A 15210-nucleotide genomic window follows, 5' to 3' on the forward strand; every position below is an offset into this window, starting at 1 on the left:
TCGTCAGCTCCAGTTGAACTGCAGATACGCAGTGCTGAGCTGTGAGACGCGCTGCTGATCCACCGCATCCTGGTCACCGTCGTTATCCATATCGAAGTGGATCAGCCAATCCATCTTCCCGTCGTTGTTGGTGTCATAGGCGGACGCGGTGTAAACGATAGTTTGATCCGACGGTTTGCCGACGCCTTCATGAAAGTGCAGGCGCACGGTGTCTGGCGAACCGTCGTTGGCGAAATCTTCGGTGAATATCTTCAAATAGCGATCCCAGGTATCGCCGCGGTTGAACCATTTGAGCTGCAAGTAGGCGTTGGCAAACGACCTGAGCAACCGCTCGTCCTTGATGTTTTCCTTACCATCGTTGTTCACATCACCGACCTGGAAATCAACCTTGCCATCAGCCGTGATATCCAGCGCATAGGCCTTATGGATGAGCCTGTCCTCTGCCCCGCTACTCTCCTCGAAAAAATGCAGGAGGACGGTGTCGGCCTTGCCGTTCGCGCTGCGGTCCTGGGCAGTCACTTTCAAATAACGCATGGTGGAGTTTCTCATTGAATAAGGGCCGATCAAGCTAGCCCGTCTCGCCGGAACTCTCTGCGCGAACAGTTTCATTTACTTGTAGGGCGTTTCAGCAGGCCTCGCGAGACAAGACTCTGATGGCTTTGTGCCTCAACACTCCTAGATCAATCACCGGCACATGCATCTCCTTGGCCTGTTCATCCCACTGGCGCATGCGCAAACTGACTTCGCACAACGGGTCCTGCTCGAAGGCATCGGCTTCTGCTTCGGTCATCACGCCACCCTGATATTCCAGGGTCCGGCGACTGGCTTCGCTCAGGCGTTCGTAGTACCCAGGCTCCCTGAGTGTCAGATAACGCTTGGCCTGGACGTGGTACTCCACCAACCGAGCCATGCGCTCGCTAAAGCCGGCGCGACGCAGGTATTCGGCGCCCAGCCGTTCGTGGCTGACCACGCCGTAGCCGCCCATGTTCTCGGCACCTTCGGCGCAGATGTGCCCGATATCGTGGAAGAACGCCGCCAGCACGACTTCGTCGTCGAAGCCTTCGGCCATCGCGCATTGGGCGGCCTGGGACATGTGCTCGATCTGCGACACCGGCTCGCCGATGTAATCGCTGTCGCCAAAGCGTTCATAGAGGGCGAAGACCTTGGCGACGGTTTGTTCATGGCTGTGCATCAGAAGTCTCCCGATCAGTGAGATTTGTGGTGAAGGGTAGACCGCTTTCGCGAGCAAGCCCGCTCCCACATTGGAACGCATTTCCCTGTGGGAGCGGGCTTGCCCGCGAAGAGGCCCTTTCAGCCGATGAAGACCTTACTTGGCCGCCACTTTCTCGGACTTGCCATCATAACGCTTGCGCCATTCGGTCAGGATCTCGTCGCGGTTCTTCGAAGCCCAGGCGAAGTCGTTCTTGATCAGGCGCTGTTCGTAGTCGGCTGGCAGTTCGGTCTGCGGCTTGGCGATGCCAGGCTGGGCGAGCACGGCGAAGTTTTCTTTGTAGAGTTCCATCGCCTCGGGGCTGGCGGAGAAGTCAGCCAGTTTCTTCGCGGCTTCCTCGTGGGCAGTGCCTTTGATCACCGCAGTCGCTTCGATCTCCCAGCCCAGGCCTTCCTTCGGCAGGATGATGTCCAGCGGTGCGCCCTGGCGTTTCAGTTGAACGGCCGGGTACTCGAAGGAAATACCGATCGGGAACTCACCCGCAGCCGCCAGTTTGCAAGGCTTGGAACCGGAGTGAACGTACTGGCCGATGTTCTGGTGCAGGCCGTCCATGTAGGCCCAGCCCTGCTTCTCGCCGAAGGTTTGCAGCCAGGCGCTGACGTCGAGGAAGCCGGTGCCGGACGATGCCGGGTTCGGCATGACGATCTTGCCTTTGTACTCAGGCTTGGTCAGGTCTTGCCAGCTCACGGGTTTGGTCAGGCCCTGCTTTTCGGCTTCGACGGTGTTGAAGCAAATGGTCGCGGCCCAGACATCCATGCCGACCCAGGCTGGCGGGTTGGCGGCGTCACGGTAGTTGGCGCCGATCTTGCCCAGGTCCTTCGGTGCATAGCTTTGCAGCATGCCCTGCTGGTCGAGGATCGCCAGGCTGGAAGCCGCCAGGCCCCACACGGCGTCAGCCTGCGGGCGTTCTTTTTCGGCCAGCAACTTGGCAGTGATGATGCCGGTGGAATCGCGCACCCATTTGATTTCGACGTCCGGGTTGGCCTTTTCGAAGGCTTCTTTATAGGTTTTCAGCTGTTCGGATTCGAGGGCGGTGTACACCGTCAACTCGGTTTTCGCCGCGAAGGCGTTCAGGCTGAAAGCAGTGAGGACAGCGGCGGCCAGGGCCATAGGCTTGAACATGATCTTTTCCTGTATTTGAGTTGAGGGGGTGAATCAGTGACCGGGTGCGGTCTGCCGCCAGGCCTGGGAGCGGCGCAGAAAACCGCGCGAGGCCCAGGCCAGCAGCAGGGACACGCCCGCCGAGGTGAACAGAATCAGGGTCGACATCGCCGCCGCGCCGCCGACGTTGCCGGCGTCGTCCATGTTCAGCACCGCCACCGCCGCGAGGATGGTGTCGGGGCTGTAGAGGAAGATCGCCGCCGAGACGGTGGTCATGGCCGAGACGAACAGATAGCGCACGATGTCCAGCAGCGCCGGCAGGCAAATCGGCACGGTGACGCGCAGGTAATGGCGGTACAGCGGCGCCTTGAGCGACAGCGCGGCGGCTTCGAACTCGGCATCGAGTTGACGCAATGCGGTGGTGGCGGTCATTTGCGCGGTGGTCAAATAGTGCGCAATGGTGCAGACGATCAGCAGGGTCATGGTCCCGTACAGCACATGCAGCGGGTTGCCGGTGAGGTTGAAGAAGAAGACATAACCCAACCCCAACACCAGGCCCGGCACCGCCATCGGTACGAAACTGAGCATGCGCAAGGTCAGGTTCAGGCCGCGCTGCCCCCTGGTTTTTTCCATCAGGTAGGCGCCGGTGAAAATCAGCAGGCTGCCGATCAGCGCCGTGCCCAAAGCCATCTTCAAGCTGTTGCCGTAGGCCAGCCAGCCACCGCCGGCGGTTTCATTGAACTGGTAGTGGTTGAGCGACAGCGACAGGTTGTACGGCCAGAACTTCACCAGGGACGAGAACACCGCCATGCCGAACACCAGCAGCAACGCCGCGCTGATCAACAGGACGATGGCCAGGTAGCAAGCGTCGCGCAGCTTCGATGGCGCAGGCTTGAACACCTGGGCGCGACCGCTCATGGAGTCGCCGTGACGCCGACGCAACCAGGCATCAACGCCAAAGCTGAACAGCGCCGGCAGCAACAACACCATGCCGATCAAGGCACCGCGGCCGAATTGCTGTTGGCCGACCACGGCTTTATAGGCTTCCAGTGCCAGCACCTGATAATCGCCACCGACCACCACCGGAACACCGAAATCAGTGATGGTCAGGGTGAACACCAGGCAGAACGCAGCGAAAACCGCCTGACGGGTCGCCGGCCAGGTGATGCTGCGGAACGCTTTCGCCGGACTGGCGCCCATGCTTGAAGCCGCATCGAACAGTCGCGCATCCGCCAGGGACAAGGCCGACAGAAGAATCATCAAGGCGTGCGGGAAGGTATAGATCACCTCACCCAGAACAATGCCCCAGAAGCCGTAGATGTTGTCCGAGAGCAGGCCACGCAGCATGCCCTGGTTGCCGAACAGGTAAACCAGCGCAATACCGGGCAGCATCGACGGCGCCATCAATGGCAGCAGGGAAATGCCACGCCATATGCCCTTGGCGGGAATCAAGGTGCGTTGCAGCGCGTAGGCAAACAAATAAGCCAGAGGTACGACAATCGCCGCGACGCTGAGGGAAACCTTCAGACTGTTGCCGAGCAACCAGTGGAAGTTTTCGCTGGTCACCAGTTCTTTCGCTGCAACCCAACCACCACCCTGCCCGGATTCAGCGCTGAAGCCACGCCAGAAGATCGCCAGCAACGGCATCAATACGGCAACGCCCAACAGCACCAGCAGAAGCACTTTGCCGCCGACCACGAACAGCCGGTCACCGATCTCGGCACGGGAAGTCTGCCGAACCTGCTTGTGTGGCAGCGGCAGCGCGATGTTCGCGCTCATCAGGCAAACACCTGCAGGCTACGCGGTGGCAAGGCGACCATGATCTGCCGGGCGCCAAGGCGCGGCATGGCTTCCGGTGCCAGTTCCGCCAACAGTGCATGGCCCGGCAAATGATCAAGCTCGAAGCTCATGCGGCAGCGGTTGCCGAGAAAGGTGATCTCACGCACCTTGGCCGGGAACAGGTTTTCCTCGTGCACCAGCGGATTGACGTTGATCGCTTCCGGACGGCAGAACAAACGGCCCGACGCGGTCTTGGCACCGCCATCGGCCAGACGCATGCTCATCCCGCCGACCTGGGCGTGACTGTCGCTGCTGCGCTGGAACGGCAACCAGTTGCCCTGGCCGACGAACTCCGCCACGAACGGTGTGGCCGGGCGGTTGTAGATTTCCTGGGGCGTGGCGTACTGCTCGACCTTGCCGTTGTTCATCACGGCGATACGGTCGGCCATCAGCATGGCCTCGTCCTGGTTATGGGTCACCATCAGGGTGGTGATGCCGAGGTTGCGTTGCAGCTGGCGCAGTTCGGTGCACAGATGCTCGCGCACCCGGGCATCGAGGGCCGACATCGGCTCGTCGAGCAGCAACAGCGAAGGCGCCGGGGCCAGAGCGCGAGCCAGTGCAACCCGCTGCTGCTGGCCACCGGACAACTGACCGGGATATTTTTTCTCGCTGCCGCTCAGGCCGACCAGTTCCAGCATCTGACCGACACGCTGGCGAATCTGGTCGCGACCATTGCCGGCAAGGCCGTAGGCAATATTCGCTTCGACGGTGAGATTGGGGAACAACGCGTAGGACTGGAACAGAATGCCGTAGTCCCGCGCCTGGGGCGCCAGGTGGGAAACGTCGCGATCCCCCAGGTACAACTCGCCGCTGTCTTGCTTTTCCAGGCCGGCGATGCAGCGCAGCAAGGTGGTCTTGCCACAGCCCGACGGCCCCAGCAGACACACCAGCTCACCGGCCGCCACGTCGAGTGAAACGTTATCCAGCGCCGTGAAAGCGCCGAAACGTTTCTGTACGCCGCGCACTTTCATCGGTGCGCCGGGATTGGTCAGGGCAGTTGCGATCGAGTTGTTCATGGACGGACCTCATCTGGCAGATGAAGGCCATCCTAGGGTTGTAATGAGTCCGTCATGTGGCAGTAAGGCAAAAACTGCCGATAGTGGTATTCGAGGATTTTGGGTTAAGTTTTGAGTCGCCTGATCAGCCGCCATCGCGAGCAAGCTCGCTCCCACAGGGATTTTGGGTGTTCACACAATTTGTGTTTCACCTCAAAGCCACTGTGGGAGCGAGCTTGCTCGCGATGAGGCCGGTACAGGCCCCCCAGAATTCAGGCCGGCGCCATTTCCTGCGCCAACCCGAGGAACGCCGCCGGCAACCGCGCACCTTTGCGTTCCTTGAGGCAATACAGGTATTCGGGAATCTGCGGTGCATTCTCGATGGTCAGCACCCGCAGTTGCGGATCATGGGGTACTTCCTGGCGGGCGATGATGCTGATGCCGATGTTGCGCAGCACCGCCTCACGGATCGATTCGCGGCTGCCGATCTCCAGCAGCGGCCCGAAACTCACTCCGGCGCTGGCCAGCAACTCTTCGGTCAGGCGTCGGGTGGTCGAGCCCGGTTCGCGCATCAGCAGGGTATGCCCGGCCAGGGCGCCCAGTGGTACGTGATCATGAACCGCCAGTGGATGATTGCGATGCACCGCCAGCACCAGCGGATCGCTGCCGAGCACCCGGCGAACCAGGCGCGCGTCATCGAGCAGCTGCGACGACGCTGCAACATCGACCCGGTAATCTTCCAGCGCTTCGAGCACTTGCTGGGAATTGCCGATTTCCACCGACACCTCCACCTGCGGCAAACGCTCGCGAAAGGTTTTCACCAGGTCAAGGATGTAATACGGCGCCGTGGCGGCAATGCGCAATGTGCCCTGGACCTGGCCGCAGTTACGCAGGAAAAACTCGATGTCGGCTTCCTGCTGCATCAGCACCTTGACCATCGGCAGCAGCCGCGCGCCCTCCTCGCTGACGCTCAGACGCCGACCGCCACGGTAGAACAGCTCGACTGCATACTGGCTTTCGAGGTTGCGGATCTGCGTCGTCACCGTCGGCTGGCTCAGGCCAAGCTTTTTGGCAGCCTGGGTAATGCTGCCCAGGCGGGCCACCATGTAAAACGCCTTCAGCTCGGCACTCAGCACAACCGCCCCTCATTCTTTACTTGCGCAGCAGGCGCAAACCGTTGAACACCACCAGCAAACTCACGCCCATGTCGGCGAACACTGCCATCCACATGGTAGCGACCCCGGCGAAGGTTACCCCAAGAAAGATCGCCTTGATGACCAACGCCAGGGCGATGTTCTGTTTGAGGATGCTCGACGTCTGCCGCGACAGGCGAATGAATGCCGGGATCTTGCGCAGATCATCGTCCATCAGGGCGACATCGGCGGTTTCTATCGCGGTATCGGTGCCAGCGGCGGCCATGGCGAAACCGATCTCGGAGCGCGCCAGTGCAGGCGCGTCGTTGATGCCGTCGCCGACCATGCCGACCCGGTGCCCCTGGGCATAAAGGGCCTCGATAGACTGCAATTTGTCCCCCGGCAACAGGTCGCCCCTGGCTTCGTCGATGCCGACCTGCGCGGCAATGGCCTGCGCGGTGTGGACGTTGTCGCCGGTGAGCATCAGGGTTTTGATGCCCAGGTCATGCAGTTGCTCGATGGCTTCGCGACTGGACGCCTTTACCGTATCTGCCACAGCGAACAGTGCCAAAGGACCGGACGAATCAAGCAGCAGCACCACCGACTTGCCCTGCTTTTCCAGGGCAAACAGTTTTTCTTCCAGCGCCGGCGAGCACAGGCCCAGATCCTCCACCAGACGATGGTTGCCCAAGTGGTAGAGCTGGCCGTTGATCTCCCCGCGCACACCGCGCCCGCCCAGGGCTTCGAAGTTATCCACAATCAGCGTCGCACCCTGGTTATCCACAGCCGCTTTGGCGATCGCCAGGGAAACCGGATGATCCGAACGCCCGGCCAGCGCGGCGGCAATGGCTGGCGCCGATGCATCGGCGGTCGGGTCCAGCGACAGGTAATCGGTCTGCACCGGCTTGCCATGGGTGATGGTGCCGGTCTTGTCCAGGGCCAGGTAGTCGAGCTTGTAACCGCCCTCCAGATAGACGCCGCCCTTGACCAGGATCCCTTTGCGCGCCGCCGCCGCGAGGCCGCTGACGATGGTCACCGGCGTGGAAATCACCAGCGCACACGGGCACGCCACCACCAGCAGCACCAGCGCCCGGTAAATCCAGTCGAACCACAACTCGCCCATGAACAGCGGTGGGATGACCGCCACGGCCAGCGCAAGAACAAACACTGCCGGGGTGTAGATTTTCGAAAACTGATCGACGAATCGCTGGGTCGGCGCCCGCGCGCCTTGCGCCTGTTCAACGGCGTGGATGATGCGTGCCAAAGTCGAATTGCCCGCGACGGCAGTGACCGCGTACTCAAGGGAACCGGCCTGATTGATGGTGCCGGCGAACACTTTGTCGCCGACGGTTTTCTCTACCGGCAGGCTTTCCCCGGTAATGGGCGCCTGATCGATGGTCGAACGCCCGGACAGCACTTCGCCGTCCAGACCAATGCGCTCGCCGGGACGCACACGCACCCGCGCACCGATTTCGATGACTTTGACATCCTGCTCGACCCAACTGCCGTCGGCCTGCAATACCGTCGCCTGCTCAGGCGCCATCTGCATCAGCCCGCCGATGGCATTGCGTGCACGATCCAGGGAGCGAGCCTCGATCAGCTCGGCCACGGTGAACAGGAACATCACCATCGCCGCTTCCGGCCACTGACCGATCAGGACGGCGCCGGTAACGGCAATGCTCATCAGCGCGTTGATATTCAGATTGAGGTTCTTGAGCGCGATCCAGCCCTTTTTATAGGTGCCGAGACCGCCGCTGAGGATGGACACCAGCGCAATGATCGCGACCACCCAATCAGGCGCGGTAGCGGTGAAGTGGATGACTTCCGCCAGCAATGCGCCCACACCGGACAACGCCAATGGCCACCAGTGTTTCCTGTCGGGTTTCGCGGCCGGTGTTTCAGTCCCCTGCTCCAGCGGTTCGGCGTGCATGCCCAGGGACTTGATCGCCTCGATGATGGGCTCGGTGCCTGGCAAATCGTGGGTCACGCCGAGCACCCGGTTGATCAGATTGAACTCCAGCTGCTGCACGCCTGTCAGCTTGCTTAGCTTATTCTGGATCAGCGTCTGCTCGGTCGGGCAGTCCATCGCCTCGATGCGAAAGCTGCTCAGACGGGCACCCGCCGTCGGCGATTCGCTCAGCGTGACCCGCGCAGGCGCTGCCGTTCTTGATGAACAGCAAGCGTCGCCGTGACCGCCATGGTCATGCTTGGGCAAGGGTCGAAGCTTAACGCCGATTTCATGTTCGGCCACAGGTTTGTGGGTATGCTGAGAATCGCTCATTGGTTGCGTCCATAAGAGTGCCTGTTGCCCAGTAAAGACCCTGTAGCCACTACAGGGTCAAGCACCCATTTTGGAGTTATGGAGATTGTCGTCATGAAGATTGGAGAATTGGCGAAACTCACGGACTGCGCCGTAGAGACGATCCGCTACTACGAGCGCGAGAACCTTCTGCCGGAACCGGCCCGCAGTGACGGCAACTATCGCGTCTACACCCAGGCCCACGCCGAGCGCCTGACCTTCATCCGCAACTGTCGCACCCTCGACATGACCCTCGAGGAAATCCGCAGCCTGCTGGCGTTTCGCGACAGTCCGCAGGACCAGTGCGAAAGCGTCAACGCACTGATCGACGAGCACATCCACCACGTCAAGGCGCGGATCGACGGCCTGCTGGCCTTGCAGGCACAACTGCTCGACCTGCGCCAACGCTGCGGCGAGAGGCCGGGTGTCGATCAATGCGGGATTTTGCAGCAGTTGGAAGTGAGCGGCGGGGTTGTGGCGACAGAGGCTGAACATTCCCATGTCGGCCGTAGTCACGGCCACTGAGAACACCACAAAACAAATGTGGGAGCGGGCTTGCTCGCGAATACGGTTGTTCATTCAACATTAACGTCGACTGATCGACCGCTTTCGCGAGCAAGCCCGCTCCCACAGGTTCAGGTGTTGTACTTCAGACCGCCATCGGCGCGGTCATTGGCGCGTGGTGCTCGTAGCCTTCCAGCGAGAAGTCGCCCGGCTCCACCAGCTCCAGCCATTCCGGCTGATACACACCTGTCTTGGCAAACTCCGGCACACGGTCGGAAATCACCAGTTTCGGCATCGGGAACGGTTCACGCTTGAGCTGCTCGTTGAGCATGTCCAGGTGATTTTCGTAGACGTGCGCATCGCCGATGAAATAGGTGAACCAGCGCGGCGTGTAGCCGGTCAGGCGCCCAATCAGGCTCAGCAGCGCGGCGCCTTCGGTGAGGTTGAACGGCGTGCCCAGGCCCAGGTCGTTGGAGCGGATGTAGAGGGTCAAAGAAATCTCTTTGGTCTCGACATTCGGGTGGAACTGGTACAGCAGGTGGCACGGCGGCAAGGCCATTTCATCGAGTTGGGCGCAGTTCCAGCCGTGGAACAGGATGCGACGGCTGCCCGGGTCCTTGATGATGGTGTCGACGCACTGGCGCACCTGGTCGATGGCCTTGTACAGCACCACATAGGCCTGACCGTCTTCTTCGCCTTCGGCAATCTGGCGATAACCTTGCTTGAGGGTCTGCTCGATGGCGGCCGGGTTGCTGAGCGGAATCTGCTTGTACGCCGGCCATTTGCGCCATTGCACGCCGTAGATTTCGCCAAGGTCGTCTTCGCCCTGGCGGAACGGGTTGGCCAGCCACTGGGCGTTTTCGTTGGCGTTCTGGTCCCAGACCTTGCAGCCCAGGGCACGGAATTCGGCAGCGTTGTTCACGCCACGGAGGAATCCGCACATTTCGCCGATGGCCGATTTGAAGGCCATCTTGCGCGTGGTGATCGCCGGGAAACCTTCCTGCAGGTCATAACGCAGCATCGCACCGGGAAAACTGATGGTGTTCACGCCGGTACGGTTGGCCTGCTTGGTGCCGTTCTTGATGACGTGGGCGACCAGTTCGAGATATTGCTTCATGAGTTACCTGTGTCCTTGAACCCGCAGCCTACGCTGCGGGGTTCGAATTTTATACGGCTGCCGCTGGAGTCGCCGGGGCGCGGTGATACGCCAGCCAGATCAGGACCAGGCCGCCGACGATCATCGGCAGGCACAGCACCTGGCCCATGGTCAGCCAGTTCCAGGCCAGATAGCCCAGCTGCGCGTCCGGTACGCGGACGAACTCCACAATGAAACGGAAGATGCCATAGAACAGCGCAAACATGCCCGATACCGCCATGGTCGGCCGCGGCTTGCGCGAGAACAGCCAGAGGATCAGGAACAGCGCCACGCCTTCGAGGGCGAACTGGTACAGCTGCGAGGGGTGACGCGCCAGTTGCGCCGGATCGGTCGGAAATACCATCGCCCACGGCACATCGGTTGCCTTGCCCCACAACTCGGCGTTGATGAAGTTGCCGATACGCCCGGCCCCCAGGCCAATCGGCACCATCGGCGCAACGAAGTCCATCAACTGGAAGAACGACTTGTTGTTCTTTTTACCGAACCAAAGCGCCGCCAGCATCACGCCGATGAAACCGCCGTGGAACGACATGCCGCCCTTCCACACTTCGAAAATCAGCGTCGGGTTGGCCAGATAGGCGCTCAGGTCGTAGAACAGCACATAACCCAGGCGTCCGCCGACGATCACCCCCATCGACATCCAGAACACCATGTCGGAGAGCTTCTCCTTGGTCCAGGTCGGGTCGAAGCGGTTCAACCGGCGGGAGGCCAGCAGCCAGGCGCCGCCGATGCCGATCAGGTACATCAGGCCGTACCAGTGGATTTTCAGCGGACCGATGGCCAGGGCCACCGGGTCGATCTGCGGGTAAGGCAGCATTGCGACTCCTCGTTAGAGTTCAAATCTCAAAAATTCCCGGGCGACGCTGCCACCTCAGGATTAAGCCAGGATTGCGCTGCCCGTCAGAGCAGATGCTTCAGACTAGAAAGTTCAAGCCGACGCAGAACAGCAAAGCGGCAAACAGCCTTTTCAGCAACCTCGGCGACAACCTGTGGGCCAGTCGCGCGCCCAAACGGGCGAACACCATGCTGGTCAGGGCAATGCCCAGCAGCGCCGGCAAATAAACAAAACCGAGACTATGGGCCGGAAGCAACGGATCGTGCCAGCCCAGAATCATGAAACTTAATGCACTGGCCAGGGCAATCGGCAGCCCGCAGGCCGATGAAGTGGCCACGGCTTGCTGCATCGGTACGCTGCGCCAGGTCAGGAATGGCACGGTCAACGAACCGCCGCCAATGCCGAAAATCGCCGAGGCCCAGCCAATCACGCTGCCGGCCACGGTCAGACCGAGTTTGCCCGGCACGGTTCGGCTGGCCTTGGGTTTGACCTCCAGTGCCAATTGAGCGGCGATCACCAGGGCAAATACACCAATGAGTTTCTGCAGGTTGGGGCCGGAAATCGCTTCCGCCGTCAAGGCGCCGAACCCGGCACCGATCAGAATGCCGACGGTCATCCACATGAAGATCGGCCAACGCACGGCGCCACGGCGGTGATGCTCGCGTACCGCGTTGACCGAGGTAAAGATGATCGTCGCCAGGGACGTCCCCACTGCCAGGTGCGTGAGGATCGACGGATCGAAGCCTTGGGCCTTGAAGCTGAACACCAGCACCGGGACGATGATGATCCCGCCACCCACGCCAAACAGCCCGGCGAGCACACCTGCACAGGCGCCGAGCGCCAGATAGAGCAGAAATTCCATGGTTGTCCCGCCCGTATCCCCAAAACCGGAGCGGCATGGTAACGGATGCATGGCCTCAAGCTCCACTGTGCAAGGCGATGGATCGATGAGCGATGTCTGCGTAGAGTGAGCAAAAAACACACAAGGACAGCCTGATGTGCCTGATTGTTTTTGCCTGGCGACCGGGTCATGCCCAGCCGCTGGTCGTGGCGGCCAATCGCGATGAGTTTTACGCCCGCCCCAGCCTCCCACTGGCGCCATGGCCCGAAGCGCCGCACGTGCATGCGGGGCGCGACCTCGAGGCCGGTGGCACCTGGCTCGGTGTCGGTGCCAACGGACGATTTGCGGCGCTGACCAACATCCGCGACCCCCACCGACCGCCAGGGCGCAAGTCTCGTGGGGAGCTGGTCGCGCGATTTCTCACCGGGGAACTGACAATCGACGACTATTTAGCCGACGTTGTCGACCGTTCGCTGGAGTATGGTGGCTTTAACCTGCTGGTCGGCAATTCCCATGAGCTCTGGCACTTCAATCAACGGGAAGCGGAAGCCGTCATGCTGGCCCCCGGGGTCTACGGGTTATCCAATGCCGGGCTGGATACACCCTGGCCGAAACTGCTCAAGGCCAGGGCGGCGTTGAGCGAGGTGCTGGTTGATCCGCAGCCTCAGGCACTGCTGGCGTTATTGAGCGATGCGCAGACCGCGCCGTTTGCCGAGTTGCCCGACACCGGAGTGGGGCTGGCGACCGAGACGTTGCTGTCGAGTGTGTTCATTGCCAGCCAGAGTTATGGGACGCGGGCGAGTACGGCGTTGATTGTGCAGGCGGATGGCACGCGGCATATCGTCGAACGCAGTTTCGGACCCTATGGCGGGCATCTTGGAGAAGTGGAGATCAAAATCTGAAAGATCGCAGCCTTCGGCAGCTCCTACAGGTGTGCACAAACCCTGTAGGAGCTGCCGCAGGCTGCGATCTTTTCAGAGCGGCGCCTTGATCGCCGCCGGATTGATCATCCGCGCCAACCCGAGGTTCTTCAGCGCCAGTTGCAGCGAGCTGTGGATAACCTGCGGGTTGTCGATGGTCATCAGCTCGGCCAGCAATTCCCTGGCCTTGCTCAGGTTGATCTGGCGCAGCATCCACTTCACCTTCGGCAAGTTGGTGGCGTTCATCGACAGGCTGTCGAAACCCATCGCCATCAACAGCACGGCCGCCGCCGGGTCACCCGCCATCTCACCGCAGATGCTCACCGGCTTGCCTTCGGCATGGGCGTCACGCACGACGTTCTGCAATGCCTGAAGCACCGCCGGGTGCAGGTAGTCGTAAAGATCGGCGACCCGCGGGTTGTTGCGGTCCACGGCCAACAGGTATTGGGTCAGGTCGTTGGAACCGACCGACAGGAAATCCACCTGCCGCGCCAGTTCCTTGGTCTGGTACACCGCTGCCGGGATCTCGATCATCACGCCAATCGGCGGCATCGGCACGTCACAGCCTTCGTCGCGCACTTCGCCCCAGGCGCGGTGGATCAGGTGCAGCGCTTCTTCCAACTCATGAATGCCGGAGATCATCGGCAGCAGAATGCGCAGGTTGTTCAAGCCTTCGCTGGCCTTGAGCATGGCACGGGTCTGCACCAGGAAGATTTCCGGGTGGTCGAGGGTGACGCGAATGCCGCGCCAGCCGAGGAACGGGTTGTCTTCCTTGATCGGGAAGTACGACAGTGACTTGTCGCCACCGATGTCCAGAGTGCGCATGGTCACCGGTTGCGGGTGGAACGCGGCCAGTTGTTCGCGGTAGATCGCCAGTTGTTCCTTTTCGCTCGGGAACCGCTGGTTGATCATGAACGGCACTTCGGTGCGGTACAGGCCCACGCCTTCGGCACCGCGCTTCTGCGCGCGCGCCACGTCCGCCAGCAGTCCGGTGTTGACCCACAGCGGCATGCGGTGGCCATCGACCGTGATACACGGCAGATCACGCAGCGCATCCAGCCCGAGGGCCAGTTGCTTCTCTTCCTCGACCACTTCGGCGAACTGCTTGCGCAGCACGTCACTCGGGTTGGTGTAGACCTCGCCATGGTAGCCGTCGACGATCATCTGGATGCCGTCGACCTTGGAGTACGGCAGGTCGACCAGGCCCATCACGGTTGGGATGCCCATGGCGCGGGCGAGGATGGCGACGTGGGAGTTACCGGAACCGAGCACCGACACCAGGCCGGCCAGCTTGCCTTCCGGCACCTCGCCGAGCATCGCCGGCGTCAGTTCTTCGCTGACCAGGATGGTGTTGTCGGGGTAGACCAGGGTTTGCTGGCGCTCTTCCTGCAAATAAGCCAGCAAGCGCCGGCCGAGGTCCTTGACGTCCGAGGCGCGCTCACGCAGGTAGGCGTCGTCCATCAATTCGAAACGGTTGACGTGATCGGTGACCACCTGGCGCAACGCGCCCTGGGCCCACTGACCGGTCTTGATCACGGTGGTGACTTCGCTGCCCAGCGCCGCATCGTCAAGCATCATCAAATAGACGTCGAACAAGGCGCGCTCTTCCGGGCGCAACTGCGTGGCGAGCTTGGCCGACAACGCGCGCATGTCGGCGCGCACGCCTTCGATGGCGGTCTTGAACAGCCCGAGTTCGGCGTCGATGTCGGTGATGGTCTTGTCCGGCACCACGTCCAGGTCGGCCGGTGGCAGCATGACCACCGCCGTACCCACAGCCGCACCCGGCGACCCCGGTACGCCGACGAACTTGGCTTCCTGGATGCCTTTGCCCTGACGACCGAGGCCACGGATCGAGCCGGTGGCTTCGGCGTGGGCGATAACGCCGGCGAGCTGCGCGCTCATGGTCACGAGGAAGGCTTCTTCACCTTCATCGAACTGGCGACGTTCTTTTTGCTGAATGACCAACACGCCGACGACGCGGCGGTGGTGAATGATCGGCGCCCCGAGGAATGAGGCGAAGCGCTCTTCACCGGTCTCGGCGAAGTAACGGTAGCGCGGGTGGTCCGCAGCGTTTTCGAGGTTCAGGGGTTCTTCGCGCGTACCGACCAGGCCAACCAGACCTTCGTTGGGTGCCATGCTGACTTTACCGATCGAGCGCTTGTTCAAGCCCTCGGTGGCCATCAGCACGAAGCGGTTGGTCTCGGGGTCAAGCAGGTAGACCGAGCAGACCTGGCTGCCCATGGCCTCTTTGACGCGCAACACAATAATCCCCAACGCCGCCTTGAGATCCTTGGCGGAGTTAACTTCCTGGACGATCTTGCGCAGCGTATTGAGCATGGCTCGGGGTCGAACTCCG

At 61.4% G+C, this 15210-nt stretch carries 13 protein-coding genes; 2 read left to right on the plus strand and 11 right to left on the minus strand.

Features of this window, described 5'->3' with window-relative positions; translation table 11 throughout:
• Positions 1 to 3: 3 nt before the first annotated feature.
• The 7 genes from KW838_RS09210 to KW838_RS09240 form a co-directional block, all read right to left on the minus strand.
• On the minus strand, positions 4 to 534 hold the full coding sequence (locus tag KW838_RS09210; RefSeq protein WP_218500945.1) for a hypothetical protein: 531 nt from the start codon (positions 532 to 534) through the stop codon (positions 4 to 6).
• Positions 535 to 625: 91 nt separating this feature from the next.
• Positions 626 to 1192, minus strand: a complete 567-nt coding sequence (locus tag KW838_RS09215; RefSeq protein ID WP_218500946.1) for a phosphonate degradation HD-domain oxygenase — start codon at positions 1190 to 1192, stop codon at positions 626 to 628.
• A 135-nt stretch (positions 1193 to 1327) separates the two neighbouring features.
• Positions 1328 to 2353, minus strand: a complete 1026-nt coding sequence (locus KW838_RS09220; RefSeq protein ID WP_218500947.1) for a putative 2-aminoethylphosphonate ABC transporter substrate-binding protein — start codon at positions 2351 to 2353, stop codon at positions 1328 to 1330.
• Positions 2354 to 2386: 33 nt separating this feature from the next.
• The gene (locus tag KW838_RS09225; RefSeq protein WP_218500948.1) at positions 2387 to 4111 is read right to left on the minus strand and encodes a putative 2-aminoethylphosphonate ABC transporter permease subunit; all 1725 of its coding nucleotides are present in this window, start codon (positions 4109 to 4111) and stop codon (positions 2387 to 2389) included.
• Complete coding sequence (locus tag KW838_RS09230) at positions 4111 to 5187, minus strand: putative 2-aminoethylphosphonate ABC transporter ATP-binding protein (protein WP_102699994.1); 1077 nt, start codon at positions 5185 to 5187, stop codon at positions 4111 to 4113. The genes KW838_RS09225 and KW838_RS09230 overlap by 1 nt, the downstream gene beginning before the upstream one ends.
• A gap of 251 nt (positions 5188 to 5438) precedes the next feature.
• Positions 5439 to 6302: a LysR family transcriptional regulator gene (locus KW838_RS09235; RefSeq protein WP_218500949.1), complete on the minus strand. Its 864-nt coding sequence runs from the start codon at positions 6300 to 6302 to the stop codon at positions 5439 to 5441.
• Positions 6303 to 6318: 16 nt separating this feature from the next.
• Positions 6319 to 8580: a heavy metal translocating P-type ATPase gene (locus KW838_RS09240; RefSeq protein WP_218500950.1), complete on the minus strand. Its 2262-nt coding sequence runs from the start codon at positions 8578 to 8580 to the stop codon at positions 6319 to 6321.
• Positions 8581 to 8673: 93 nt separating this feature from the next.
• On the opposite strand from KW838_RS09240, the gene cadR reads away from it, so the two are divergent.
• Positions 8674 to 9123, plus strand: coding sequence for a Cd(II)/Pb(II)-responsive transcriptional regulator (cadR, locus tag KW838_RS09245; RefSeq protein WP_102699997.1), 450 nt, complete (start codon positions 8674 to 8676; stop codon positions 9121 to 9123).
• 124 nt (positions 9124 to 9247) lie between these two features.
• Here the strand turns inward: cadR and KW838_RS09250 are convergent, their stop codons facing one another.
• The 3 genes from KW838_RS09250 to KW838_RS09260 form a co-directional block, all read right to left on the minus strand.
• Positions 9248 to 10219 (minus strand): thymidylate synthase, encoded by a 972-nt coding sequence (locus KW838_RS09250; protein ID WP_154909952.1) that lies wholly within the window; start codon positions 10217 to 10219, stop codon positions 9248 to 9250.
• A gap of 49 nt (positions 10220 to 10268) precedes the next feature.
• On the minus strand, positions 10269 to 11075 hold the full coding sequence (gene lgt, locus KW838_RS09255; protein ID WP_015097247.1) for a prolipoprotein diacylglyceryl transferase: 807 nt from the start codon (positions 11073 to 11075) through the stop codon (positions 10269 to 10271).
• 97 nt (positions 11076 to 11172) lie between these two features.
• Positions 11173 to 11955 (minus strand): sulfite exporter TauE/SafE family protein, encoded by a 783-nt coding sequence (locus tag KW838_RS09260; RefSeq protein ID WP_033048041.1) that lies wholly within the window; start codon positions 11953 to 11955, stop codon positions 11173 to 11175.
• A 134-nt stretch (positions 11956 to 12089) separates the two neighbouring features.
• Between KW838_RS09260 and KW838_RS09265 the strand changes: the two genes are divergently transcribed.
• A complete protein-coding gene (locus tag KW838_RS09265; protein WP_218500951.1) occupies positions 12090 to 12836 on the plus strand; it encodes an NRDE family protein in 747 nt (248 codons plus the stop codon).
• Positions 12837 to 12908: 72 nt separating this feature from the next.
• Here KW838_RS09265 and ptsP read toward each other — a convergent pair whose 3' ends face one another.
• Positions 12909 to 15191 carry a phosphoenolpyruvate--protein phosphotransferase gene (ptsP, locus tag KW838_RS09270; RefSeq protein WP_102700002.1) on the minus strand — a complete coding sequence of 761 codons (2283 nt, stop codon included), beginning with the start codon at positions 15189 to 15191 and terminating at the stop codon, positions 12909 to 12911.
• Between the last annotated feature and the right edge of the window lie 19 nt (positions 15192 to 15210).

Origin of the sequence: Pseudomonas sp. PDM27 (assembly GCF_019219205.1) — a bacterium.
Classification (GTDB): domain Bacteria; phylum Pseudomonadota; class Gammaproteobacteria; order Pseudomonadales; family Pseudomonadaceae; genus Aquipseudomonas; species Aquipseudomonas laurylsulfatiphila.

Excerpts from the sequence above, each read along its gene's own strand:
- KW838_RS09210 (WP_218500945.1), bottom strand. The coding sequence starts at position 534 with ATGCGTTATTTGAAAGTGACTGCCCAGGACCGCAGCGCGAACGGCAAG.
- KW838_RS09215 (WP_218500946.1), bottom strand. The coding sequence starts at position 1,192 with ATGCACAGCCATGAACAAACCGTCGCCAAGGTCTTCGCCCTCTATGAA.
- KW838_RS09220 (WP_218500947.1), bottom strand. The coding sequence starts at position 2,353 with ATGTTCAAGCCTATGGCCCTGGCCGCCGCTGTCCTCACTGCTTTCAGC.
- KW838_RS09225 (WP_218500948.1), bottom strand. The coding sequence starts at position 4,111 with ATGAGCGCGAACATCGCGCTGCCGCTGCCACACAAGCAGGTTCGGCAG.
- KW838_RS09230 (WP_102699994.1), bottom strand. The coding sequence starts at position 5,187 with ATGAACAACTCGATCGCAACTGCCCTGACCAATCCCGGCGCACCGATG.
- KW838_RS09240 (WP_218500950.1), bottom strand. The coding sequence starts at position 8,580 with ATGAGCGATTCTCAGCATACCCACAAACCTGTGGCCGAACATGAAATC.
- cadR (WP_102699997.1), top strand. The coding sequence starts at position 8,674 with ATGAAGATTGGAGAATTGGCGAAACTCACGGACTGCGCCGTAGAGACG.
- KW838_RS09250 (WP_154909952.1), bottom strand. The coding sequence starts at position 10,219 with ATGAAGCAATATCTCGAACTGGTCGCCCACGTCATCAAGAACGGCACC.
- lgt (WP_015097247.1), bottom strand. The coding sequence starts at position 11,075 with ATGCTGCCTTACCCGCAGATCGACCCGGTGGCCCTGGCCATCGGTCCG.
- KW838_RS09260 (WP_033048041.1), bottom strand. The coding sequence starts at position 11,955 with ATGGAATTTCTGCTCTATCTGGCGCTCGGCGCCTGTGCAGGTGTGCTC.
- KW838_RS09265 (WP_218500951.1), top strand. The coding sequence starts at position 12,090 with ATGTGCCTGATTGTTTTTGCCTGGCGACCGGGTCATGCCCAGCCGCTG.
- ptsP (WP_102700002.1), bottom strand. The coding sequence starts at position 15,191 with ATGCTCAATACGCTGCGCAAGATCGTCCAGGAAGTTAACTCCGCCAAG.